Origin of the sequence: Spirulina sp. CS-785/01 (genome assembly GCF_028330525.1) — a bacterium.
In the GTDB taxonomy this organism is placed as follows: Bacteria; Cyanobacteriota; Cyanobacteriia; order Cyanobacteriales; family Spirulinaceae; genus JAQMSD01.
Map to the genome: position 1 here is coordinate 1 of NZ_JAQMSD010000296.1, position 22915 is coordinate 22915.

General features: G+C 46.2%; 20 protein-coding genes. 7 read left to right on the top strand and 13 right to left on the bottom strand.

The annotated features are described in order from the left end of the window. Nucleotides 1-501: 501 nt before the first annotated feature. Nucleotides 502-1572, bottom strand: a complete 1071-nt coding sequence (gene pdhA / locus PN462_RS19675; RefSeq protein ID WP_272130538.1) for a pyruvate dehydrogenase (acetyl-transferring) E1 component subunit alpha — start codon at nt 1570-1572, stop codon at nt 502-504. Nucleotides 1573-1736: 164 nt separating this feature from the next. On the opposite strand from pdhA, the gene PN462_RS19680 reads away from it, so the two are divergent. Continuing rightward, on the top strand, nt 1737-3941 hold the full coding sequence (locus PN462_RS19680) for an IMS domain-containing protein (protein ID WP_272130539.1): 2205 nt from the start codon (nt 1737-1739) through the stop codon (nt 3939-3941). 365 nt (nt 3942-4306) lie between these two features. Here the strand turns inward: PN462_RS19680 and PN462_RS19685 are convergent, their stop codons facing one another. The 4 genes from PN462_RS19685 to PN462_RS19700 form a co-directional block, all read right to left on the bottom strand. Continuing rightward, nucleotides 4307-5368, bottom strand: coding sequence for an Rpn family recombination-promoting nuclease/putative transposase (locus PN462_RS19685; protein ID WP_272130540.1), 1062 nt, complete (start codon nt 5366-5368; stop codon nt 4307-4309). Nucleotides 5369-5559: 191 nt separating this feature from the next. Beyond that, complete coding sequence (locus PN462_RS19690; RefSeq protein ID WP_272130541.1) at nt 5560-6297, bottom strand: dual OB domain-containing protein; 738 nt, start codon at nt 6295-6297, stop codon at nt 5560-5562. A 108-nt stretch (nt 6298-6405) separates the two neighbouring features. Beyond that, nucleotides 6406-6858: a DUF488 domain-containing protein gene (locus PN462_RS19695; RefSeq protein WP_272130542.1), complete on the bottom strand. Its 453-nt coding sequence runs from the start codon at nt 6856-6858 to the stop codon at nt 6406-6408. Further along, entirely contained in the window at nt 6855-7685 is an 831-nt protein-coding gene (locus tag PN462_RS19700) for a DUF488 domain-containing protein (protein ID WP_272130543.1), read from the bottom strand. Before PN462_RS19700 ends, PN462_RS19695 begins: the two co-directional genes overlap by 4 nt. Nucleotides 7686-7738: 53 nt before the next feature. Here PN462_RS19700 and clpB point away from each other — a divergent pair, with 53 nt between their 5' ends. Beyond that, the gene (gene clpB, locus PN462_RS19705) at nt 7739-10357 is read left to right on the top strand and encodes an ATP-dependent chaperone ClpB (protein WP_272130544.1); all 2619 of its coding nucleotides are present in this window, start codon (nt 7739-7741) and stop codon (nt 10355-10357) included. A 92-nt stretch (nt 10358-10449) separates the two neighbouring features. Here clpB and PN462_RS19710 read toward each other — a convergent pair whose 3' ends face one another. Both PN462_RS19710 and PN462_RS19715 read right to left on the bottom strand, forming a co-directional pair. Next, nucleotides 10450-10740, bottom strand: coding sequence for a type II toxin-antitoxin system RelE/ParE family toxin (locus PN462_RS19710; protein WP_272130545.1), 291 nt, complete (start codon nt 10738-10740; stop codon nt 10450-10452). Then, nucleotides 10737-10958, bottom strand: a complete 222-nt coding sequence (locus tag PN462_RS19715; RefSeq protein ID WP_272130546.1) for an addiction module protein — start codon at nt 10956-10958, stop codon at nt 10737-10739. Before PN462_RS19715 ends, PN462_RS19710 begins: the two co-directional genes overlap by 4 nt. Before the next feature lie 277 nt (nt 10959-11235). Here PN462_RS19715 and PN462_RS19720 point away from each other — a divergent pair, with 277 nt between their 5' ends. The 3 genes from PN462_RS19720 (at nt 11236) to PN462_RS19730 (ending at nt 13126) form a co-directional block, all read left to right on the top strand. Beyond that, entirely contained in the window at nt 11236-11805 is a 570-nt protein-coding gene (locus tag PN462_RS19720; RefSeq protein WP_272130547.1) for a right-handed parallel beta-helix repeat-containing protein, read from the top strand. A 298-nt stretch (nt 11806-12103) separates the two neighbouring features. Next, nucleotides 12104-12319: a DUF4114 domain-containing protein gene (locus tag PN462_RS23680; RefSeq protein ID WP_443029231.1), complete on the top strand. Its 216-nt coding sequence runs from the start codon at nt 12104-12106 to the stop codon at nt 12317-12319. 12 nt (nt 12320-12331) lie between these two features. Beyond that, on the top strand, nt 12332-13126 hold the full coding sequence (locus tag PN462_RS19730; protein WP_272130549.1) for an endonuclease/exonuclease/phosphatase family protein: 795 nt from the start codon (nt 12332-12334) through the stop codon (nt 13124-13126). Between the two features lie 117 nt (nt 13127-13243). Here the strand turns inward: PN462_RS19730 and ftsH are convergent, their stop codons facing one another. From ftsH to PN462_RS23685, 6 genes are all read right to left on the bottom strand, one after another. Then, nucleotides 13244-15235: an ATP-dependent zinc metalloprotease FtsH gene (ftsH, locus tag PN462_RS19735; protein ID WP_272130550.1), complete on the bottom strand. Its 1992-nt coding sequence runs from the start codon at nt 15233-15235 to the stop codon at nt 13244-13246. A gap of 406 nt (nt 15236-15641) precedes the next feature. Then, nucleotides 15642-16226 carry a Uma2 family endonuclease gene (locus tag PN462_RS19740; protein ID WP_272130551.1) on the bottom strand — a complete coding sequence of 195 codons (585 nt, stop codon included), beginning with the start codon at nt 16224-16226 and terminating at the stop codon, nt 15642-15644. Between the two features lie 36 nt (nt 16227-16262). Further along, complete coding sequence (locus tag PN462_RS19745; RefSeq protein ID WP_272130552.1) at nt 16263-17048, bottom strand: DUF4058 family protein; 786 nt, start codon at nt 17046-17048, stop codon at nt 16263-16265. A gap of 357 nt (nt 17049-17405) precedes the next feature. Beyond that, nucleotides 17406-17729, bottom strand: coding sequence for a Grx4 family monothiol glutaredoxin (grxD, locus tag PN462_RS19750; RefSeq protein ID WP_272130553.1), 324 nt, complete (start codon nt 17727-17729; stop codon nt 17406-17408). Nucleotides 17730-17823: 94 nt separating this feature from the next. Further along, the gene (locus tag PN462_RS19755; RefSeq protein WP_272130554.1) at nt 17824-18084 is read right to left on the bottom strand and encodes a BolA family protein; all 261 of its coding nucleotides are present in this window, start codon (nt 18082-18084) and stop codon (nt 17824-17826) included. A gap of 111 nt (nt 18085-18195) precedes the next feature. Continuing rightward, a complete protein-coding gene (locus PN462_RS23685) occupies nt 18196-18693 on the bottom strand; it encodes a hypothetical protein (RefSeq protein WP_443029232.1) in 498 nt (165 codons plus the stop codon). Nucleotides 18694-19484: 791 nt separating this feature from the next. On the opposite strand from PN462_RS23685, the gene PN462_RS19765 reads away from it, so the two are divergent. Both PN462_RS19765 and cax read left to right on the top strand, forming a co-directional pair. Continuing rightward, a complete protein-coding gene (locus PN462_RS19765) occupies nt 19485-21539 on the top strand; it encodes a S8 family serine peptidase (RefSeq protein WP_272130556.1) in 2055 nt (684 codons plus the stop codon). Nucleotides 21540-21631: 92 nt separating this feature from the next. Beyond that, the gene (gene cax / locus PN462_RS19770) at nt 21632-22765 is read left to right on the top strand and encodes a calcium/proton exchanger (protein WP_443029230.1); all 1134 of its coding nucleotides are present in this window, start codon (nt 21632-21634) and stop codon (nt 22763-22765) included. Nucleotides 22766-22915 lie beyond the last annotated feature (150 nt).

Sequence of the window (22915 nt, forward strand, 5' to 3'; positions counted from 1 at the left end):
GAAGATGGGGGAGATGGGGAAGATGGGGGAGATGGGGAAGATGGGGGAGATGGGGAAGATGGGGGAGAAATCATCGTCCTCCTGCGCTCCATTCCCTAGGAGATGATCCGGGATCAGTTCCATGAGAGGGTGAGCCTACTCTCCTCTATTGTATTAACTTGTGTTAAGAGAATTTACATTACTTTTTATATCCTCAAGAAAATACAGAAAAATAAAGAAAATATTATGATTTCCTAACTTTTCCTTGATCCCTGCGATTATATTCAAAGAATGTTCAAATGGGGTCAGCCGATATAAAGACCCTAAACATAAATAGCTCCTTTATTAACCTCTGTGCCAGTGATCCCAAGCGGGACGCTGGCACAAAATTTATTGGGGGTGTGAGTCCTAACCCAGCCCAGCGGCCCACAAAACCCCCGTTCAACCGAGTTTAAGCAAAAACTGGGATCAACGGGGGATCATATAATTGAGGGGATCATATAATTGAAAGGACTTTACCCCTTAATCTTCCGCAAAGATATAACGATGTAACTCTTGGGGATCAGGTTCGGGACTTTCCTCCGCGAACGTCATGGCATCATCAATCACCCCTTGAATTTTGTTGTCAATCTCCTTTAACTCCTCTGGAGTTGCGAGATTTCTCTCTTGGAGTGTGCGAGCAAAGCGAGTAAGGGGATCACGGGAGAGCCAAAACTCTTTTTCCTCCTCTGCCCGCAATTCATCGGGATCAGCCAGAGAATGGCCGCGGAAACGGTAGGTTAACGCCTCAATGAGCGTGGGACCTTCTCCGGCCCGGGCCCGTTCAATGGCCTCTTGGGCCACCTTACGCACGGCCAAAACATCCATGCCATCGACTTCCACCCCAGTCATCCCGAAGACACTGGCCTTCTTGTAAATTTCCGGTTGAGAGGTAGCGCGATCGTGAGCCATCCCAATCGCCCACTTATTATTCTCCACCACATACAAAATCGGCAACTTCCACAAGGCCGCCATATTCAAACATTCAAAAAACTGGCCATTATTACTCGCCCCATCCCCAAAAAAGCAAGCCGTCACCTGATCCGCCCGTTCATCCCCCAGGGCTTCCCGGCGGTACTTACTTTGAAACGCAGCCCCCGTGGCCACAGGAATCCCCTCCGCCACAAAAGCATATCCCCCTAATAAATGATGTTGAGCCGAAAACATATGCATCGACCCCCCGCGGCCCTTACTGCACCCGGTTTCCTTACCAAACAACTCCGCCATCACTTCCCGGGCCGGCACCCCACTACTCAAGGCATGAACGTGATCCCGATAGGTACTCGACACAAAATCCTCATCGGGACGCATGGCCTTAATCACCCCAGTGGAGACAGCCTCTTGTCCGTTGTACAAATGGACAAACCCAAACATTTTGCCCCGATAGTACATTTCCGCGCACTTGTCTTCAAACAGTCGTCCCAGTACCATATCCTCATACAGCATCAAACCTTCCTCTTTTGATAACTGCATCGAACTCGTATCTACATGAGGAAGGGAGCGTTCTCCAAATTCCGGAAGCGATTGATTTTCTGTTGTGTTTTGTGCAACCATGTCTTATTTTTGCAGCAATGCCAAAGCGATATGTCATTATACGAGCTTTGGGCAACTGAGCGAAAGTCCTAGGTCAAGAAGATATTGCAATCCATTGGTACAGGATGGAAACTCGAATAATAATATAGATAAATTAGACTCGCTGTGTTCTGGGGAAGCAAACTGTGCGAATTCCGCTCGACTACTACCGAATTTTAGGTGTACCTATCCAGGCAACCGAACAACAACTTAGTCAGGCGTATCACGATCGCGCCTTACAACTGCCTCGGCGGGAATATAGTGACAACACGATAAATGCCCGTAAACAACTGCTCGATGAAGCCTATGCCGTTCTCTGCGATCCAGAACGACGGTCCACCTATGATGCCAGTTTTCTGGCCAAAACCTACGACTTAGAATCCGAAGCCACGGAGCGATCGTCCAACCTCGGAACGGGCCACCCCGCCACCACCCCTTGGCTGGAAATCAGCAACGAACAATTTGTCGGCGCATTACTCATCCTCCACGAACTCGGAGAATACGAACTCGTCTTACAACTGGGGCGACCCCTCCTAGAACCTAGGGAAACCCTCACCCCAGAACAACAGCAAATCATCTCCGTTCCCCTGGTGCGAACGGATATCGTCCTCACCCTCGCCCTCGCCTGTTTAGAAGCCGGACGGGATCAATGGCAACAGGGCCAATCGGAAGAAGCCGCCCGCTACGGCCAAATGGGTCAAGACCTCCTCCTCCAAGAAGGCTTATTCCCCAACCTGCGCGGCGAAATTCAAGCCGACCTCTATAAACTGCGTCCCTATCGCGTCTTAGAACTCCTCTCCCAAGAAGACCCCCAAGAACCCCAACGACGGAAAGGGATTCAACTCCTACAAGAAATGTTTGAAGAACGGGGCGGCATCGACGGCAATGGCGACGACCAATCCGGATTAGGAATTGATGACTTTTTGAAATTTATCCAACAAATTCGCAGTTATCTCTCCGCCTCAGAACAACAAGAAATCTTTGAACGGGAAGCCCGGCGACCCTCCGCCGTCGGCACCTATTTGGCCATTTACGCCATGGTGGCCCGGGGCTTTACCGAACGACAACCCGGTTTAATTGCCCGGGCCAAAGACCTATTAAGTCGCCTCTCCCGTCGGCAAGATGTCCATTTAGAACAAGCCGTCTGTGCCTTACTCCTCGGTCAAACCGAAGAAGCCAGTCGCGCCTTAGAATTAAGCCAAGAGTACGAACCCTTAGCCTTTATTCGAGAACATTCCCAAGGATCACCAGATTTACTCCCCGGCCTCTGTTTATACGGGGAACGGTGGTTACAAACGGAAGTCTTTCCCCACTTCCGCAATTTATCCAGCGAACAAGCAGCCCTTAAAGATTATTTTGCCGATGAACGGGTACAAGCCTATTTAGAACAAATCCCCGCAGAAGACGAAGCGGCCAATGAATGGTCGGTGGTGGACTCCCAAGGGGCAACCCCAACCCCCCAGTTACAGAACAACCCCTCCGTTGCCTCCCTAGGGGCTGACGGCAGCCCCCAAGAGAATCTAGCCCCGGTTTCCTCCCCCTCCGCAAAACAGTCCTTAAACCCCGCCACCAGCAGCAAAACCGCCCCTAGGAGTCGCAGCAGTTCCTCAACCGGAACAGGGGCCAAAGAATCCCGGCCCGCGGCCTCCTCTCGCCCCAGCAGTCCTCCCAAACGGCGAGGCCGAGAGGACGTTGCCCCCAGAAAGCACCCCCCAGACACTGCCCCCACTCCCTCTCAAGAGTCCCGTCGCAGTCCCCGACGATATACCCCGGATAATAGTTTTGGCCGTTATTTATTTATTGGCTTAGGCGGTATTGCGGCGATTATTTTACTGATCTTTTTCATTCAATGGGTCTTTGGTGGTAGAAATACGGAGGTGGCCGAAGAACAAACCCCCGCCACTCCTGCGGAAACGGTGTCTGAACCCTCTCCCACCCCAGAACCCACCCCAGAACCCACTCCAGATACCCTAGATGAGAGTTTAGCCACTAAAGTAGTCTCCTCTTGGTTATCGGCGAAGGCCGCTGCATTGGGGGAAAATCATCAAATTGACGCACTTAATTCGGTGTTAACTGAACCCCTGCTTTCGGAATGGCGCAATATTGCCCGTCAAGTGGAGCAAAATAACGCTTATCGAGAGTATAGTCATGATGTGACGGTGGAGTCTGTCCAGATTAATCCGGATAATCCCAATTTAGCGACGGTTCAGGCGACGGTACAGGAAACGGCGACGGCCTATAGTAATGGGCAACCCGATACGGGGAATTCCTATGACAGCACTTTGTCGGTTCGCTATTCTTTGGTGAAAGAGGAAGATAGTTGGAAAATTCGCGGGGTACAAGTGTTGTAAGTGTTGTAATAATATGCCTTGGGTTAAACCCCAAGGCTAAGAGTTTAAACCCGTTTTTAACGGGTTGAGAAACCAACCTGACCATGAAACAACTATAGCGTTTTCATCAGAGTTGTAAACTGACTTGTTTGGCAAAGGGAACTCCGGAACAGGGAACAGGGAACAGAAAATCAGGTATACAGTTTTTTTTTAGTGTTAGAGTAAAACCCCATAGGATTTTACCCCTCATTTGAAAATGCTAGAGCAGTTATCCTGTTAAAGGAGAAAGAAGCCCTAAACTAGAACAATTTTAAAACTCCATCTCCTCCATCTTCCCTATCTCCCCTATCTCCCCCATCCTCCCTATCTCCCCCGAATCCCCTATCTCATTCTTGTTTCTCTAACCATTCCTTTAACTCTAAATCCGTAATAAAATCCCACGCCGCTTCAGCTAATTGTTCTAATTGTTCTCGATTTAATTGTTGAATTTTGTTGTGACTGGCTTTATCTAATTTCCCAAAACGTCGGCGTAATAATCGCAAAATTAAAGCCAATTGTCCGGACTGAATTCCCTCCTCTCGGCCTTCCTGAATCCCTTGTTCTCGGCCTTGTTCCAGTCCCGCTTGTAACCCCTGTTGACGACCTTGTTCTAATCCCTGTCTTCGACCTTGATTAATTCCCTGTTGCAGACCTTCTTGTATGCCTTGTTCTCGGCCTTGTTCAATTCCTTGGCGGAGTCCTTGTTCTTGGCCGGATGTCATAAAACGTCGTTGTTCGGCTAAGATAAATAATTGTTGTTGGAGAAGATCAAATTCTTCTCGATTGAGGGTATTTTCATCTGCTAATTCAAAGGCTTTTCTGATTTCTGGGATATTGCCTAAAGTTTCTGGAATGGACTCTAGTTGGGCAAGGTTTTTAAAGAAGAATAGCCATTTATCCGTGAGGGTTTCGAGTTCGTTGATGGTTTTCGTAAATTTCGGTAATTCGACAAAGACTAAGCCAAAGTCACTATAGGGATAATCAAATAACTGATCCACTTCTTTTAAAACAAAGCGGGAAATAATATTACTTTCTTCTCCAAAGAGTAAGGAGTCGGCTAAATTAATGGTCATTAATGGTTTAATTTGTGGATTCCGTTCGCCTTTGTTGATTTGTAAGGCATAACTTTTGGCTGCTTTATACAAGATCCATTTTCCCGATTGAAAGAGGTTTAGAAACTGCATTTCTATTAAACAAGTCTCTCCTTCTTTCAATTGTGCTTTGGCAACTAGGGGACTATCTGTGTTAACGGTGCTATTGTGTAGGGGGGGACGAATTTCGAGAGATTCTACGATGGGGTTTCCTTCGTATAGGAGTCCATTGACAAAACTGAGTAAAATCTCCGGACTATCGGGAGACCCAAAAATGCGTTTAAAGGCAAAGTCGGTTTTGGGGTCGATAAAGTTCATTTTAGCTTAGAGTAAAGGTTTTGATTTAGATTATCTCATTTTGGGTGCTACTGAACTGGTGATGTTAAAATGATAGTTGGGGATTTAGGGTATAGAGAGCAAGAAATAAGAAACCGATTTAAGGTTTTAGGTTCAAACCAGAAAAATCTAGATTTTTTTCAAAGTGTAAAATCGTTTTTACAGTTTTATATTTATTTTAATAGTGTTTTAACGTAAGTTGCGTTAATGACCGCAGCGACTAATTTATAACAATATTCCTCTGCTCCTAGACTGGGTTGGAAGGGTTCACCTAAACTAATCGTAAAAAGAAATTTATCGGGATCAAAATTCTCTAGTTGTAAATCTTCAATAATATCTTCAGAAGGGTATGAACCATCGGGCATTTGATTAATAATTTCTAGCCATTCTGGGTCAGTTACAGATAAATTATAGGTTATTTCTCCTAATTTAAAACTAACTCTATATTTTCGTTTCTCGTTGACTGTCCGTAAATGCCATTCAATCTCTTGGGGTTTAACAAAGCAGAGGGATGAGGGAACAGGATTTTCTTGTAAATGAGTCCAAGGAATTCGGTCTAAGTTGTTCCCAAATAATAAGCTCTTTTCTCTACCATTTTTTACTTCGTTTGTCAAGAGATTATTAAGTTGTTCAACGGTGGAGCGACCTATCCATTTCCACCGCTTATCACTAATTTGCCAATTTTCCGGTTGATGGGTTTGAGGACTGGGGTGAGTACATTCAATTCTGAGAATATCAAATAATTGCGGTTCTTGGTAGGGATTAATTAAATAATGCTCTTCATGGAGTGTTCCGGTTGGGTCATCGGAAATAGGTCTAAACCAACCCGACCCATCGGTTTTTATTCCTGCAATACACCGTCCTCCATATTTATAAGACTTGGCTAAACAAATAAACTCTATTTTAGTCATTTGTTGTTGGTTATTTGTGGTTTGTTGGTGAAAAAGGGAACAGGGAATAAGGAATAGTGGTTTATTTGTCTTTGATGAGCAATAATTTCAGTAATTTTCCTCTTTCCTCTATTCCAAATGATGAATTTTTACAACATCGGTTAGGGTTTGTTGGAAATATTCAGCAACTAAACGTCTGTGACAGTGATGGGGTTTTGCTTCACTGCATAATAAACACGCTCCCTGTAAGTCTTCGGGAGAGACTTTAGTTTCAATTTTTCTTTTGGTAATGAGTTCCGTAAACTTGCTTTCGTAGGTCTCCCAATCAATTTTTTTCTTTTTATAATTGTCTAAAATATCCTTAGTTGGAGCTAAGTCTAAAAGATGGACATATTCAATATTGCCAATGGTTTTGAGAAAATATTGTAAATCCTTCTTTTTAGCAAACCCGGCCAGTTGGGACGCATTATTTAAACGAGTATCAATCACTCGCTTGACTCCATTCTTTTGCAGCATTTCAAAGAATTGTTGGGCGGTCTTTTTAGTAAACCCAATGGTAAATAGATCAAGGGACTGACTCATTCTTGATTCTCCTTAGTTTTGGGGTCAACATAGGCAATTTTATCGGCTTGCAATTGATAGGCTTCTTGCAATAAATCGTCGTAAGACCGGGTTGCTGAAGCAGTTACATCGGTAAATAATGCCAATTGAAATTGGGTTTGGTTTTCGGGTAAATATTGGTCGAGTTTATGCTGTTTGAGGAGTCGTTTTTCTAAGTCTCTATGTGCTTCTAATACTCCGGTTTTGGTGATATGTTGAATTTGAATGCCTTGCTGTTGTAAATGGGGACAAATTAAAATGGCACGGTGACAAGTCATGGGGTCTTGTTCCGCACACATGAGCGCGATGTTGTATTGTTTTGCTCCGTTTTGGAGTCGTTCTAATCCTGCTTTAAATTCTGGGGTGGCGGCGATTTTATCGTATTTTGCTTGTCCTTGGACATAGCACTCTAAGTTATTCGGTCTTGCTCCTAATTCTTGACCTAAAAACACATAGGCAATATTGGCTTGTTTGAGGGCGGTTTTGAGTTCTTTTTGGTTAAAGTGGGGTAAATAACGGCTGTAGGGGTGGGAACGCACGTCTGCTAGGGCGGTGATATTATGTTGTTTGAGCCGTTCTAGGAAGTCCTCTAGGGTGAGGTTAGAATGACCAATGGTAAAGACTTGCATCGGTTTCTCGATTAGGGTTGGGGGTTGCTCCAGATTTAGTGTACTGCTAGGAAAGGCGCGATCGCAATCCAATCTCCCCCTTTTCCGTAGATACTCGGAAACCCGTCCCTCTCTAGGGAGTGTTTTCCGTAAGAGTCCCGCACGCCAACCTTTTACAATAGCAGTACGGGAAGACGACAAGGCAGAGCTTCCCTTATAGAAAAGGTTATAAGACTTAGGAGTGTGGTAAGTGTATGCAACCAACCAATCCCAATCAATTTACCGAGAAAGCATGGGAAGCGGTCGTTAAAACCCCTGAAATTGCCAAACAGAACAAACACCAACAGATTGAGAGTGAGCATTTACTGAAAGCTCTCCTCGAACAAGAGGGGTTAGCGACGAGTATTTTTAATAAACTCAAGGTGAATGTGCAGAAAATGCGCGATCGCGTTGATGATTTCATCGCACGTCAACCGAAACTCTCCCAAATCAGCGACTCCATTTACCTTGGCCGCAGTCTAGACACCCTCTTAGACCGCGCAGAAGAACGCCGCAAAACCTTCGAGGACGATTATATCTCGATTGAACACCTCATCTTGGCCTACAGCAAAGATGACCGCCTCGGCAAAAAACTGTACCAAGAATTTGGCATCACCGACAATAAACTACAAGACATAATTAAAGGGATTCGAGGAAACCAGAAAGTGACGGATCAAAACCCAGAAGGCAAATACGACGCTTTAGAAAAATATGGACGGGACTTGACCGATTTGGCGCGATCGGGGAAACTAGACCCGGTAATCGGTCGAGATGACGAAATTCGCCGCACCGTTCAAATTCTCTCCCGTCGCACCAAAAACAACCCCGTATTAATCGGAGAACCGGGAGTCGGGAAAACAGCTATTGTGGAAGGACTCGCGCAACGGATTGTTAGTCGAGATGTCCCCGACTCCCTAAAAGATCGGAAAGTGATCGCGCTGGATATGGGGGGATTAATTGCAGGTGCGAAATATCGCGGGGAATTTGAGGAACGCTTAAAAGCAGTCCTCAAAGAAGTCACCGACTCCGATGGACAGATTATCATGTTCATCGACGAAATTCACACCGTCGTCGGTGCGGGTGCAACCCAAGGTGCGATGGATGCCGGAAACCTGCTGAAACCGATGTTAGCACGGGGAGAACTCCGTTGTATTGGGGCCACCACCTTAGACGAATATCGCCAGCATATTGAGAAGGATGCCGCCTTAGAGCGCAGATTTCAAGAGGTGATGGTGGATGAACCCAACGTGGTGGATACCATCTCAATTTTACGGGGCCTCAAGGAACGGTACGAGGTGCATCACGGGGTGAAAATTGCCGATACGGCCTTAGTTGCTGCGGCTACTTTATCAGATCGGTATATTAGCGATCGCTTCCTCCCCGACAAAGCCATTGATTTAGTGGACGAATCCGCCGCTAAACTGAAAATGGAGATCACCTCCAAACCCGAAGAACTGGACGAAGTTGACCGCAAAATCCTCCAGTTAGAAATGGAGAAACTCTCCTTACAAAAAGAAGAGGACGACCTCTCCAAAGAACGGTTAGGCAACCTAGAAAAAGAACTGGCTAACCTGAAAGAAGAACAAGACCGACTCAATGCTCAATGGCAATCGGAAAAAGATGTTATTGAAAAAATCAATAGCATCAAAGAAACCATCGACCAAGTTAACGTCGAAATTCAACAAGCGGAACGGGACTACGACCTCAACCGCGCCGCAGAATTGCGTTATGGTAAATTAACCGACCTACAACGACAAACCAAAGAAGCAGAGCAACAACTCGAAGACATCCAAACCACTGGACGCTCTCTCTTACGGGAAGAAGTGGTTGACTCCGACATCGCCGAAATTATTTCTAAATGGACAGGAATTCCCGTTAGTAAATTAGTAGAGTCGGAGAAAGAAAAATTACTCCATCTCGAAGACCAACTCCACGAACGAGTGGTAGGACAAGATGAGGCTGTAACCGCCGTAGCAGACTCTATTCAACGGTCTCGCGCCGGATTAGCTGACCCCCAACGTCCCATCGCCAGCTTCATTTTCCTCGGTCCGACGGGGGTAGGGAAAACTGAATTAGCGAAAGCCTTGGCGGCCAGTCTCTTTGACACCGAAAATGCCATTGTTCGCATTGATATGTCCGAATACATGGAGAAACACGCGGTTTCTCGCTTAATGGGGGCCCCTCCGGGATATGTGGGGTATGAACAAGGGGGACAACTCACCGAAGCCATTCGTCGGCGGCCTTATTCGGTTATCCTGTTTGATGAGATTGAAAAAGCACACGCGGATGTGTTTAATGTCCTCTTACAAATTTTAGATGATGGTCGTTTAACGGATGCACAAGGTCATACGGTGGACTTTAAAAATACCATCATTATTATGACCAGTAATATTGGGTCTCAATACATTTTAGATGTGGCGGGAGATGATACCCAATATGAAGAAATGCGGGGTCGTGTGATGGAAGCGTTACGAGCGAATTTCCGTCCGGAATTCCTCAACCGGGTAGATGAAATGATTATTTTCCGTTCCTTGTTGAAAGAACAACTCCGCAATATTGTCCGTCTGCAAGTGCAGCATTTAGAACATCGTTTAGCGGAGCAGAAGTTGTCTCTGAAGTTATCGGAAGGGGCGTTAAATTTCTTGGCTGAAATTGGGTATGATCCGGTTTATGGTGCAAGACCGTTAAAACGTGCTGTACAACGGTATTTAGAGACCGCTATTGCGAAAGAAATTCTCCGAGGGAATTTCAATGTTGGGGATACGATTTATGTGGATGTTGCTGATGAACGGTTAACGTTTCAGCGTCTTTCGGCAGAGTTAGCAACGATGTAGGAAGATAGGGTATTTTTTAGCCTTGGGGGTAGTCCCAAGGCTAATTTTTATGGAGAGAGGTTGTAGAAAAAATTACCTAGTTTTGACGCATTTTAGATTCGATTACTCCAATAATCTGGTTTACGATGGAGATGAGCCACTGCAATAATAATAATTTCTTCTTCTTCTATAACGTAAATAACACCATAAGGAAAATGATGAGTTTGGCAACGTCTAATATTATTTCCAAGTAATGACCATCCAGATGGAAATGCAACAATGCGATTGATAGTAGCTTGAACGGCTTGACTAAATTCTTGTCCTAATCCAGCACGTTGGGTTTCATAGTATTGTATAGCTTCTTTAAATTCCTGCCGAGCAGGTGCAAGAAATTTAACATTCACAGATTCTTGATCTCCTCAAACACTTGTTCTGCGGGTATCGCTTCGAGTTGTCCGGTATGATAGGCGTTTAATCGTTGTTCTGCTTCGGCTAACCAAAGTTGGTCAATTTGAGCATCAGGTTGATCTAAACTAGAAACTAAAGCATCAATCAACAGGACTCTTTCAGTCGGAGACAGATGTAACGCCTCCTGAAGTAATTTTTTTGCTGATTCGGTCATAGGACAGTTTAAGGGTAACTCCTTCAATTCTAGATCATTCTATTCTCGTAAAATCCCCCTTGGGTTGAAACCCAAGGCTAATAGCTGAAACCTGTTAAAAACGGGTTAGGAATCAACGAGACTATGCAAAATCTCGCGGTTACATTGTCAGGGTTGAAAGCAGCTTACAAGGGAGCTTACTCCGAACCGATCAATAATACCTGAAATTTGACGCGGGAACTTTTTATTTTAGGAAACGACAAGTATAATTTGATGAGTTATTTCCCCCTTTGAACCCATGAGTATTGTCACCAGTTTAGCGGATAGTGGAGTTGGTAGTTTGCGGGCTGCGATCGCAGCTTCCTCAGCCGGAGACACCATTACTTTTGATCCCTCTCTCGCTGGAGGTACAATTACCCTCAGTAGTCCCCTAGAAATTAACCAAAATTTGCAGATTGATGGGAGTAATGCCTCCGGGATTACACTGAATGGGAATGATAGCACTCGTATTATTACGGTGGGAGGGATTGGCGTTGAATTAGGCATTAAAGACTTAATTTTCCGGAATGGGAAAGCAGTCCAAGATGATGGTGCAGGGGGGGCAATTAAAACCAGCAATCAAAGTCAATTAACGGTCGAAAATAGTCAATTTTTTGATAATACCTCCATCGGAGAAGGGGGCGGTGCAATTTGGACGGGATACCGCAGTGTCACAACGGTACTAAATAGTGAATTTGACGGGAATCAGGCGCTTGATCTGAATACGGAAAGAGGGGGAGGCGCGATCGCGGGTAAAAGTGAAGGTGATCTCACCGTCCGAGATAGCCTGTTTAATAATAATTCTGGAACAATAGTCCAACAGATTTAGTGACAACAGTTACAGACAATCAAATTCAGTTGACATGGCAAGATAATAGTGATAATGAAACGGAGTTTATTTTAGAGCGATCGCAAGACCAAAGCAATTGGACAGTGATTGCCAATTTGTCCGCCAATATCACCGAATATTTAGATAGTAATACGGGTTTTATATTGTCGATGATCCCCTCACGGGACAAATCGGCACAGTCCAACCTGGCGATCTCAATTATGCTCAAACTGCCGTACAACAACAACTCAACCTCAACGAAGCACTCCCCGCAGGAGAAGTTATTGCACCATTTATCATTGCCAATGGCACAGTTGAGGAATTTCTCGAACAAAACCCCGAAAACAGTCCCAATGGGCAGATTATCGCCTATTTCCCCTATCTCGGAGCAAACCCTGATGGGGAAGACCATGTGCGGTTATTAGGCGATAATGTCTTTGGGTTTGAAGATTTATTGGGAGGAGGCGATCGAGATTACAATGATTGGGTTGTACAATTAACCGTGAACGCTTAATCTCCTCCCAGAATGCTAACCGTAGCCACCATTAATATCCTCTTTAACTTGCAAGAATGGGAACAACGCGGACCTCTATTAATGCAAGGACTGGCCGCCGAAACTCCCGATATTATTGGGATACAAGAAGTTAATTTAGCCGCACGCACCGATCAATGGTTGGCGGAACAGTTGGGGATGCCTTATGTGTTCTTTATCCCCTATCAACGCACCCCAGAGACTCCCAGTTTTGTCCCGGAGTACGGTGCAGCCATTCTCAGTCGTCACCCCTTTCTCCGTCAGGATAGCCTAGATTTACAGAGTCAAGGTCGATTTTCCCAGTTGGTGGAAATTGCGGTAGAGGGACAGTCTTTTATTTTCTGTAATGGTCATTATTTCTGGTATCCGGGCCCCCATGAAGGACGAGTGCAACAGGTTCAGTTACTCTGTGACTGGTTACTCAAGTCTGCGGGAAATCAACCGATGATCGCAGTAGGGGATTTTAATGGGACTCCCGATACTCCGGCCATGGCCTTAATGCGAAAGCGGTTTAATTCGGCCCATGCAACGGTTCACGGGAAAGAACCGGACTACACTTGTCCCACTCCTCTGGGAAGACGAGGATGGAAGCGGTGGTGGAAGCAGGTGGTTTTAAATTTATGGGCCAATCGCACGTTAGTGCCTTGGCGAGGGACGTTAGATTATATTTATGGGAGTCCTGATTTAGAGATTGAAGATTGTCGGGTCATTTTAAATCAACCGGATTCCCGCGATCGCAGTTTATACCCCTCCGATCATTTTGGCTTAGTAGCCCGTTTTCACCCGTGAGAAGAAGAATTGATATTGATATCTTTATCTGGACTACAGGAATCCAGTCAGAGAGCCACCTTCTGCCCTCTGCCTTCGGATACTGTTTACTGTTTTGGAATTCCCCGTCTCGGTCAATTATCCCGCTTGATTAGCCATCACTTGTTTCGACAAATCAATTTGTCGCTGGGGTAACTCCGTGTAGTCCGCCACAATTTTGCGGAATTCGTCCCCATCAATCGTTTCTCGTTCAATGAGTAGATCAACCAAATGATCCATCAGAGTCCGATTTTTGCGGATCAGTTCCCGTGCTTGGGCGTAACCATGTTCCGCGATCGCGCGAACCGCCTTATCAATCTTCGTGGCCATTTCCTCAGAATACTCATTCCGCGATGGTAAGCCACCCCCCAAAAACACCTCATTATCCGGACGTTCAAAGGCAACCGGCCCTAAATCCGACATCCCGTAACGAGTCACCATTTCCCGGGCCAAATTAGACACCACCTGTAAATCATTACTGGCCCCAATGGTCACTTCCGCATCCCCAAACACCTCTTTTTCCGCAGCACGTCCCCCTAACGTAATGGTAATCCGGTCTAACAGCCAAGCACGACTATAAAACCCACTATCCACCATTTCCTCATCAAACACCTGTTGAGCAAAGCCACCAACGCCCCCAGATCGGGGAATAATCGTCACTTTGTTCAAAGGGTCAGAATGCTCCAACAGGGTCATTAACAGGGCGTGACCGACCTCATGATAGGCAATGAGACGCTTTTTCTTACTATCCAAGAGGGGATTTAAGGTCATGCCAATGGTAATGCGATCAATGGCATCATCAATTTCCCGTATCGTAATTTCCTCCTTACGACGACGGGCCGTTAAAATCGCCGCCTCATTGAGAATATTGGCCAAATCTGCCCCAGAGAGGCCGGGGGTTTTCCGGGCAATGGCATCCAAAGACACATCCGAGGCCACTTTCTTATTACGGGCATGAACCTCTAAAATGCCCAAACGCCCCACATACCCCGGCAAATCAACCCCCACTTGCCGATCAAAACGGCCAGGCCGTAACAAGGCCATATCCAACACATCAGGACGGTTGGTGGCGGCAATAATAATAATCCCCGTATTCCCCTCAAAGCCGTCCATTTCCGTCAATAACTGGTTGAGGGTTTGTTCTCGTTCGTCATTTCCTCCCCCAATACCGGCCCCCCGTTGACGGCCAACCGCATCAATTTCATCAATAAAAATTAAACAAGGGGCATTTTCTTTGGCCTTCTTAAACAAGTCACGAACCCGCGACGCACCTACCCCCACAAACATTTCCACAAATTCCGATCCCGAAATGCTGAAGAAAGGAACACCCGCTTCGCCGGCCACTGCCTTGGCCAAGAGGGTTTTTCCTGTCCCAGGAGGGCCAATTAATAACACCCCTTTGGGAATGCGGGCCCCAATAGCAGTAAAGCGTTCCGTTTCTTTTAAAAAGGTGACCACCTCTTGTAAATCTTCCTTCGCTTCATTAATTCCGGCCACATCATCAAACATGATGCCCGTTTTGGCCTCCATTTGAAAGCGAGCTTTAGATTTGCCAAAATTCAACGCCTGGCCTGAGGAAGCCGCCGAACGGCGCAGAATCATGATAATAATGGCAAAGAGAATAAACAGTAGGGATAAATTGGCGATTAACCCCCAAGTCGCCGAGTTATCTTGGGTGGGTTTCACATCAAAATCTACATCATTCGCCCGAATTTTCTCGATCAGTTCCGGGTTTTGGTCAAAGAGTTTCACCGACTGAGCTTCTTCTTGGCCTCCTTTAATGGTCACTTTGGCCATCCCTGTGGCGGGATCAAACTCAATTTTGCTGACTTGGCCAGACTCCACTTCTTCGAGGAGTTCGGTATAGGAGAGTTTATTGCTGTCTTCTTCAGCATTGTTTTGCGCGATCGCAGCCCCACCACTGCACCATACACTAGAGCATAACAGCCCCACCGCTAATCCACGCCACCAAAAACCCAGTCCTTTGTTTGCAGAGTTATTCCCAGAACGGTTAGGGGGTGAGACGTTGGACGGATTGCGGGATAGCGAATTCTTCATACTGATGCGATGACGGTTAGTAGCCTGACTCATATCCTATTCGAGCGAGTGACGTTTGGGAGGAAAGAGCGACCTGGTACAAGACCATTGCTCTATTTACAGTTGTGTTTCCTAGTTTAACAGGATGTTGAGAGACTGGGGTGGCTTCACCCTCACTAACCGCAAGCGGTATAGTTAGGGCTTCTAATTTCATTGGGAATTGCGTCTGACCAAACCTAAGTTTTACCAGTCCGTCTTACCTCCCCTCGATTAGCAGTAACGCGCTTTCCCTAAAAGGTCTAGATTTTCCCCATTTTACCTCTTTTTTTGACCTTTTCTCCCTTGGGGGACTCTGAAACACCTTTTCCTCTCTGGGGGTCAGCTTTCTTCAGCAAGCCCTAACTAGGATTGTAGGTCAATTCATTAGGGGGAACAATGGGATGCGATCGCCACCTATTTTCTAACTTGAAAAAACAGGTAACTCTAAAGTAAATTCTGGTAAAACATTTTCTCCTAATAAAGTGGTGGGTAATGACACAATTTCTACAGTTTGATTTTGACGATATATTGCTACAGTTTGATTTTGAGGATCAATTAACCAACCTAATTGTAAACCGCTATCTAAGTATTCCTGCATTTTGTCTTGTAATTGACTTAGAGAATCGGTACGAGAGCGTAATTCTATGACAAAATCAGGACAAATTTGGGCAAATTTTTCTTGTTCTTCTGTACTTAAAGCTGCCCAACGTTCATTAGCAATCCAAGCCACATCAGGTGAACGTTTACCACCATTCGGTAAGCTAAAGATAGTAGAAGAACTAAAAACTTTTCCGAGTTTACTTTGACGATTCCATAACCAAACAAAACCGTTTAAATCTGCTTCTATATTTCCACTAATTCCACCAACCGGGGGCATAATTATTAATTCTCTTTGGGCAGTCTGCTCTAATTTCCAATCCTCATTTATTTGACATAATTGATAAAATTGTTCATCACTTAACCCAACATTTTTTAGGTTTAAAATTACAGGTTCATCAGTAATCATTATTCCTCCTTTATAGCAAATCCTTTTATCTTTTGTTTAACCTTGTTGTGAGTCTAAAACTTCCCTCATCCATGCTGTGTCGGTTGCGGATAGGGGGGGGATAGGGTCTGGTTGATAATCCACCACATAATCATATCCTCCTCGGTCATACACTTGATTCAAAATGGCTTGTAAATCGAGGGTTGGCCATGGGTCTTCGGACCGCAGAGGAACGGTAAACTGGGGTAATGACTGTTGTACATTAAAGGCGTATAAATCCGCTTTGGGACGCTGTGTAAAGTCACTCACCAAAACCCGATAATGAGTGAGGGAGGGAGGATTGATCATCGGCATAGGTTCACCTTGCCGCAATAGGTCAATTTCAATTAAATTTGTGGAACTGCCCAGAATTTTTTGCCGTTTGGTGAGATAAGTGTCACGGCCTTCTCCCGTTCGTTTATTGACGGGGGAAAGAATTTCAATGGCAGTAACAACTTCTTGGGTAGATAAATTGCGAATTTCTAAATATGTCTGTTTGATGCGTTCGGGAAGGGGGAGTTGAACGGTTAAGGGTTGGGTGGGGGGGGCAGCAACGGCTACATTGAGGGGAGAGGAGGTCGTTTGACGATTAACACTAACATCGGGAATGCCCACTAAGAGGGAATTATCACCGTTTTGGGGTGCGTTGAGTTCATAAATTCGCTTTTCGATGGCGACTCGGTATTTCGGACGGACTTGGGGAATTAATGTATCTGCGATTAAAGTGATAAGCCGATTGTGAATTTCTGGCCAAAAATCAGGCTGTTCGAGATAAGGGTCCATTCCTGGAAATGGCGAAGGCATGGTTACTCGGAGGGGAAATTTTTGTTCTTTTCCCAGTTTATATCAGTAATCAGTATCCGAAGGCAGAGGGCAGAAGGAAGAAGTAAGGAGTAAGTTGGCCTCAGAAGAAGGACAGAAACTAATCAGAGTAAGGTTTTTAGCCTATTTTAATTTTAGTTTTACCGAGAGTAATCAGTGAGATAAGTCTTGAATCGTGAGGTTTTCTAGTATTGGCTCTGCTCAAATGTATCCCCGTTATGCTATATCTAAAAAAGGTTGACACTCCCATTCAAACGGTGGGAGTGCCAAGCAGTCCAGAATCAGACTTGTAAGCGATGTGCCTACCCTTTTTGGCTTGAAAGCCTTGACAAAATGCTATTAAGATGCTAGGGCAACTTCTAAGGCTTGTTGTAATTCGCCACTTTGGTACATTTCCACCATAATGTCCGAACCGCCCATAAATTCGCCGTTGACATAAACTTGAGGAATGGTGGGCCAGTTGGAATATTCTTTAATGCCTTGACGAATTTCTTCATCTTCTAAAACGTTGAAGGTGCTGAAGGGAACACCGTAGATGTTTAAAATTTGCACAACATTATTAGAAAATCCGCATTGGGGCATTAATTTTGAGCCTTTCATGAAGACAAATATTTTGTCTTGTTTGACGAGGTTGTCAATGCGTTCTTTGAGTTCAGGTGTCATAATGGCTTTTTGTAAAGGTACGATAATTCAACGATGAACAGTTATTTTGTTCCCTATTTTGCGGACTGGAAAGGCTAGATAGGTAACAAAAGGCTTAAAGGTTTTGTCCGGTGGCTGCCCAAGCGTCCGGCGTATAGGTTTTCAGGGCTAAGGCGTGGATGGTTTCCGAGGCCATGGCTTCTGATAGCGCACCATACACCAGTTGGTGCTGTTTGATTTTGGGTTTTCCTGCAAACTCTGAGGAAACCACGATCGCCTGAAGGTGATCTCCTCCTCCCGTTAAGTCTTCCACTTTTACCTGAGCATCAGGTAATTTTGTCTTGATCATTTCTTCGACTTGGGCAAGGGAAAGCATTTCATTCCTCTGTAGTACCGCGAACTGCGTCCTATTGTACCGAGTCTAGGAACGCTTTGTGGAGCAGGAGTTGGGGGAATCTTCCCTAGGATAGAGTGGAGCAGGATTGGCTTAATTAGAACTACGAGGGCGAGGATAAGGGGTTTCGACAAATCCTAATTCAAAGAGTTGTTGATAAGCGCGTTTCCCTAAATCGGTGGTGGGGTTTTGCGATCGCACGATTTGCAATAACAACGGCACAGCCAATTCCGGGTTATCATTACTGCGATGAACGAGGGCCAGTTGATAGGTGGTGCGATCGCGCAATTGTGCCGCATCTAACGCCTTTTTCCGTTGTCGTTCCGCGATCAAACTCTCAATCCCCGAAAAACTATCCGAGAGTTGCTGATAAAACGTGGAAAGCTGGTTAAACACCTGACGCGCTTCTTGTAATTTCGTCTGGGCTAACCCATAATTCTCTTGATCAATGGCCGCACTCGCTTCCGCCATCAAGTTTTCTCCCCCCGCTAAACTGAGAATACTATTATTGGCTTGTAGGGGACGAGGTTCACTAGGCTGGACTAAGGGGGGATTCTCTGGATCAGCGTCTTCCGGGAGGGGATAGCGCAGATCAGCAAAGCCTAAATCCACTAACTGATTATAGGCCCGTAACCCTAACTCCGAGGTGGGGTTTTGAGAGCGAATAATCTGGATCAATAGAGGGACTGCCAATTCAGGCTGATTTTCCGCACTGTGGACGAGGGCCAGTTGATAGGTGGTGCGATCGCGCAATTGCGCAGTTTCCAACGCACTCTGACGCTGACTATCCGAAATCCGATTATCAATCCCCGAAAACGTCTGGGACAACTGTTGATAAAAATTCGACAACTGATTAAAAATTTGCCGCGCTTCTTGTAAATTTTCCCGCGCTAAGGCGTAATTCTGCGCCTCCAGAGCCGTTTCCGCTTCTTCGGCTAACTTCACCCCCCGTTGGAAACTCAACACATTATTAGCCCGTTGTAGGGGCCGTAACCCATCGGAAGTCCCCGTCGGGAGTGGACTCAACTCATCCACCGGAGTCTCTGGAGTCTCCAAATTCCCATCGAGAGACTCTCCCGACTCCACCGACTCCTCCGGTTCAAAAATCACTTCTTCATCCGGGACTTGTGCTGACACCGTACCCACTAGCGAACCAACCAGCAAAACTGGCAAAATCAGCAAAGACAGTAAATTGAGGCGATAAATTATTGTTCCAAACAGCAGCATTGAACTATAAAAGGGTGAGTGCCGAAATTTTAGTTTAACCATATATTAAGTAAACATTGAGTCATATTAGCATCTGTTGACAAAGATTGGGGATTTATTGTTTGTTCTTGGTGGTTTGTCCAATCACCCATTACCCATTACCCATCACCAAAAACATGAGTGTTCCAGAAACGCGCATCGGAATTACCTTACAACGGGGAGGAGAAGAACTGGGCCTCCTGAAAGTCGGCGATCGCTTTACTTTACGTCTGGTGTCCCCCGATAGTCAATTTCCCCCAGAATTAGCCCGACTCAAACACCAATCCCTCCCCCAAAGTCAACTCATCGAAGTCCTCGTTGAACCCGACTCCCTGAACAGTGCCATGAGTATTGCCAGGAGTCTAGACTTAGTAGCCTTTGCCAGTCACGTTTATCAACTGGAAAACAACCCAGAAACCCTAATCTATCTCACCGACGAACTCACCGTCCAATTTGCTCCCGCGATCGAGGAAAAAGAACGGGAAACCCTCACCCAACCTTATCATCTCCATGGCCTCGAACCCCTCGACACCATTGACAACGCCTTTATCTATCAACTCACCAACCAAACCCCCGAAAACCCCATCAAACTAGCCAACCGTCTGGCCGCCAAACCGGATATTCTCACCGCAGAAGCCAATATTATTGTCCGTCAAGAATCCTTCTATCAGCCCCAAGACGACTTTTATTCCGCCCAATGGTATCTCAACCATAATGGGGGGTCCCACCTCTCCCGTAACTCCCATATTGACTGCGAAAAAGCCTGGGATATTACAACAGGCGATCGCCAAATTATCATCGCCATCACCGACGATGCCATCGACATTAACCACCCCGACTTCCAAGGCAACGGCAAAATTGTCCATCCCAAAGACTTCCGCGACAACGACTTCTCCCCCCTCCCCACCAATAGCCAAGAAAGCCACGGCACGGCCTGTGCGGGAATTGCCCTGGCTGAAGAAAACGGCAGTGGCATCGTTGGCGTTGCCCCCCAATGCGCCCTCATGCCCCTCCGCACCACTGGCTATCTCGATGATCGTTCCATCGAAAAACTCTTTAACTGGGCCATGAGTCAAGGGGCCAGCGTGATTTCCTGTAGTTGGGGGGCTGCGATCGTTCACTTCCCCCTCTCCCTCCGCCAAAAAGCCATCCTGCAAAAAGTTGCCACCCAAGGCCGCAACGGCAAAGGCTGCGTCATCGTCTTCGCAGCCGGAAATGCCAACCGCCCCGTCCAAGGGACCATCTATGAACGAAGCTGGCCCGATAACCTTCTCCAAGGACCCACCGAATGGTTAAGCGGCTTTGCCGCCCATCCCGACGTGATCACCGTCTCCGCCTGTACCAGCTTGGGAAAAAAAGCCGCCTATAGCAACTGGGGCAGTCATATCTCCCTCTGCGCCCCTAGCAACAACGCCCCCCCCGGAATGTGGTTTCAACAACGGGGTTATCTACAAACCGCCCCCCGCATCAACACCGCCTTACCTGGGAAAACTATTTTCACCACCGATCAACTCGGCCAATTAGGCTATGATCCCGGCAACTTCACCCGCAACTTCGGCGGCACATCCAGTGCTTGCCCCGTCGTTGCCGGAGTTGCGGCCTTAGTCTTATCAGTCAATCCCGAATTAACCGCCCAAGAAGTCAAACAACTCCTGCAAGACACCGCCGATAAAATTGTCGATCGTGATCCTGATCCGCAACTCGGATTACAATTAGGCACTTATGACCGCAATGGCCATTCTCAGTGGTTTGGTTACGGGAAAGTCAATGCTTACAAAGCCGTACAAACCGCCAAAGCCAAAACCCAACCCCCTCCTCCCCAAACCCTAGAACAAGAAAATACTAACGCGATCGCCATTCCCGACAATGAACTCTCTGGAGTCAGAAGCACCATACAAATCACCGAATCCGAAAAAATTCGGGATTTACAAATTCAATTAGAAATTGACCATGACTTTTTAGGGGATATTGAAGTCAATTTATATTCCCCCCAAGGTGAAAAAATCCTCTTACAAAACCGTAGTTTAGGCAGTTTAACCCAACTCAAGCAAAATTATACCGTCAAAAACACTCCCCTCTTACAACGCTTATTTGAGCAATCCAGTGCAGGGAAATGGCAATTACAAGTCATTGATTCTGTAGCCGGAGACACAGGAACATTAAAACAATGGCGTTTAAGGATTACGGTATAAGTAGGGCGTATTAAGAGAACATCACACGAACAACAACGGAAAAGATCGACTATCCTAGAGGCTAGTTTTGTCGAACTGCTCAGGAACGCACCGTGAATAAATACTTATACGCCTTACTGGCCTTTATCCCCATCTCCATCCTAGCCTCCTTTCAGGAGTGGGGAGAAGTCACCATTTTTATTACCGCAGGACTCGCCATTATTCCCCTCGCCGGACTCATGGGAGTAGCCACCGAAGAAATTGCCGTGGTGGTAGGCCCCAACCTCGGTGGCCTCCTCAACGCCACCTTTGGGAATGCCACAGAATTAATTATCGCCTTCATTGCCCTGAAAGGGGGACTCGTTGAAGTCGTCAAAGCCACCATTACTGGCTCAATTATCAGTAACCTTTTACTGGTGATGGGCTTTGCCATGTTGTTAGGGGGGTTACGCTTCAAAGAACAAGAATTTCAGTCCACAGCGGCCCGGCTGAATGCCTCCTCTATGAACTTAGCCGTGATCTCCCTCCTCGTCCCCACTGCCGTTGAATATACGTCCTCCGGTATTGGCGAAATTACGTTACAAAAACTGTCCGTTGCTGTTGCAGTTATCCTCATTCTGGTGTACGGCCTCACCTTACTCTTTTCTATGAAAACCCACTCCTATCTCTACGATGTGGGGATGGCGGACTTAGAACAAGAAGAAGAAACCTCAGAGCCCACTTCAGAAACCCCTTCAGACACCGCCAGCAGTGAACATCATCAGGAAAAACCCAACCCCTGGCTCTGGTCTGGTGTTTTACTGGGGGTGACACTGTTGGTGGCGGTGGAGTCGGAGTTATTGGTGGACTCCCTAGAAGTGGCCACCGAGAGTTTAGGTTTAACGGCTTTATTTACCGGGGTTATTGTTCTCCCCATTGTCGGTAATGCGGCAGAACACGCTACGGCGGTTACAGTCGCTATGAAAAATAAAATGGATTTATCCATGTCGGTGGCGGTGGGGTCAAGTTTACAAATTGCCCTGTTTGTTGCCCCAGTTTTGGTGATTGCGGGCTGGTTTCTCAATCAACCGATGGATTTAGATTTTAATCCTTTTGAGTTAGTTGCGGTTGCTGTAGCAGTATTGGTGGCTAATTCGGTCAGTTCTGATGGGAAGTCCAATTGGTTAGAAGGGGGCTTATTGTTGGCCACCTATTTAGTGTTAGGGTTTGCCTTTTTCTTCCATCCTGTGGTTGCAGGTTTAGGATAGGGAAGCATCGGGGAGCATCGGGGAGTATCGAGAGTATCGGGAGAAATTAAGCGGAAATAGTGTTAAAACTCCCCCATCTCCTCTATCTCCCCCATCTCCTCTATCTCCCCCATCTCCTCTATCTCCCCCATCTCCTCTATCTCCCCCATC

Bases quoted from the DNA above. Each gene is read 5' to 3' on its own strand.
- pdhA (WP_272130538.1), bottom strand. From the start codon at position 1,572: ATGGTTGCACAAAACACAACAGAAAATCAATCGCTTCCGGAATTTGGA.
- PN462_RS19685 (WP_272130540.1), bottom strand. From the start codon at position 5,368: ATGAACTTTATCGACCCCAAAACCGACTTTGCCTTTAAACGCATTTTT.
- PN462_RS19690 (WP_272130541.1), bottom strand. From the start codon at position 6,297: ATGACTAAAATAGAGTTTATTTGTTTAGCCAAGTCTTATAAATATGGA.
- PN462_RS19695 (WP_272130542.1), bottom strand. From the start codon at position 6,858: ATGAGTCAGTCCCTTGATCTATTTACCATTGGGTTTACTAAAAAGACC.
- clpB (WP_272130544.1), top strand. From the start codon at position 7,739: ATGCAACCAACCAATCCCAATCAATTTACCGAGAAAGCATGGGAAGCG.
- PN462_RS19715 (WP_272130546.1), bottom strand. From the start codon at position 10,958: ATGACCGAATCAGCAAAAAAATTACTTCAGGAGGCGTTACATCTGTCT.
- PN462_RS19720 (WP_272130547.1), top strand. From the start codon at position 11,236: ATGAGTATTGTCACCAGTTTAGCGGATAGTGGAGTTGGTAGTTTGCGG.
- PN462_RS19730 (WP_272130549.1), top strand. From the start codon at position 12,332: ATGCTAACCGTAGCCACCATTAATATCCTCTTTAACTTGCAAGAATGG.
- ftsH (WP_272130550.1), bottom strand. From the start codon at position 15,235: ATGAGTCAGGCTACTAACCGTCATCGCATCAGTATGAAGAATTCGCTA.
- PN462_RS19740 (WP_272130551.1), bottom strand. From the start codon at position 16,226: ATGATTACTGATGAACCTGTAATTTTAAACCTAAAAAATGTTGGGTTA.
- PN462_RS19745 (WP_272130552.1), bottom strand. From the start codon at position 17,048: ATGCCTTCGCCATTTCCAGGAATGGACCCTTATCTCGAACAGCCTGAT.
- grxD (WP_272130553.1), bottom strand. From the start codon at position 17,729: ATGACACCTGAACTCAAAGAACGCATTGACAACCTCGTCAAACAAGAC.
- PN462_RS19755 (WP_272130554.1), bottom strand. From the start codon at position 18,084: ATGCTTTCCCTTGCCCAAGTCGAAGAAATGATCAAGACAAAATTACCT.
- PN462_RS19765 (WP_272130556.1), top strand. From the start codon at position 19,485: ATGAGTGTTCCAGAAACGCGCATCGGAATTACCTTACAACGGGGAGGA.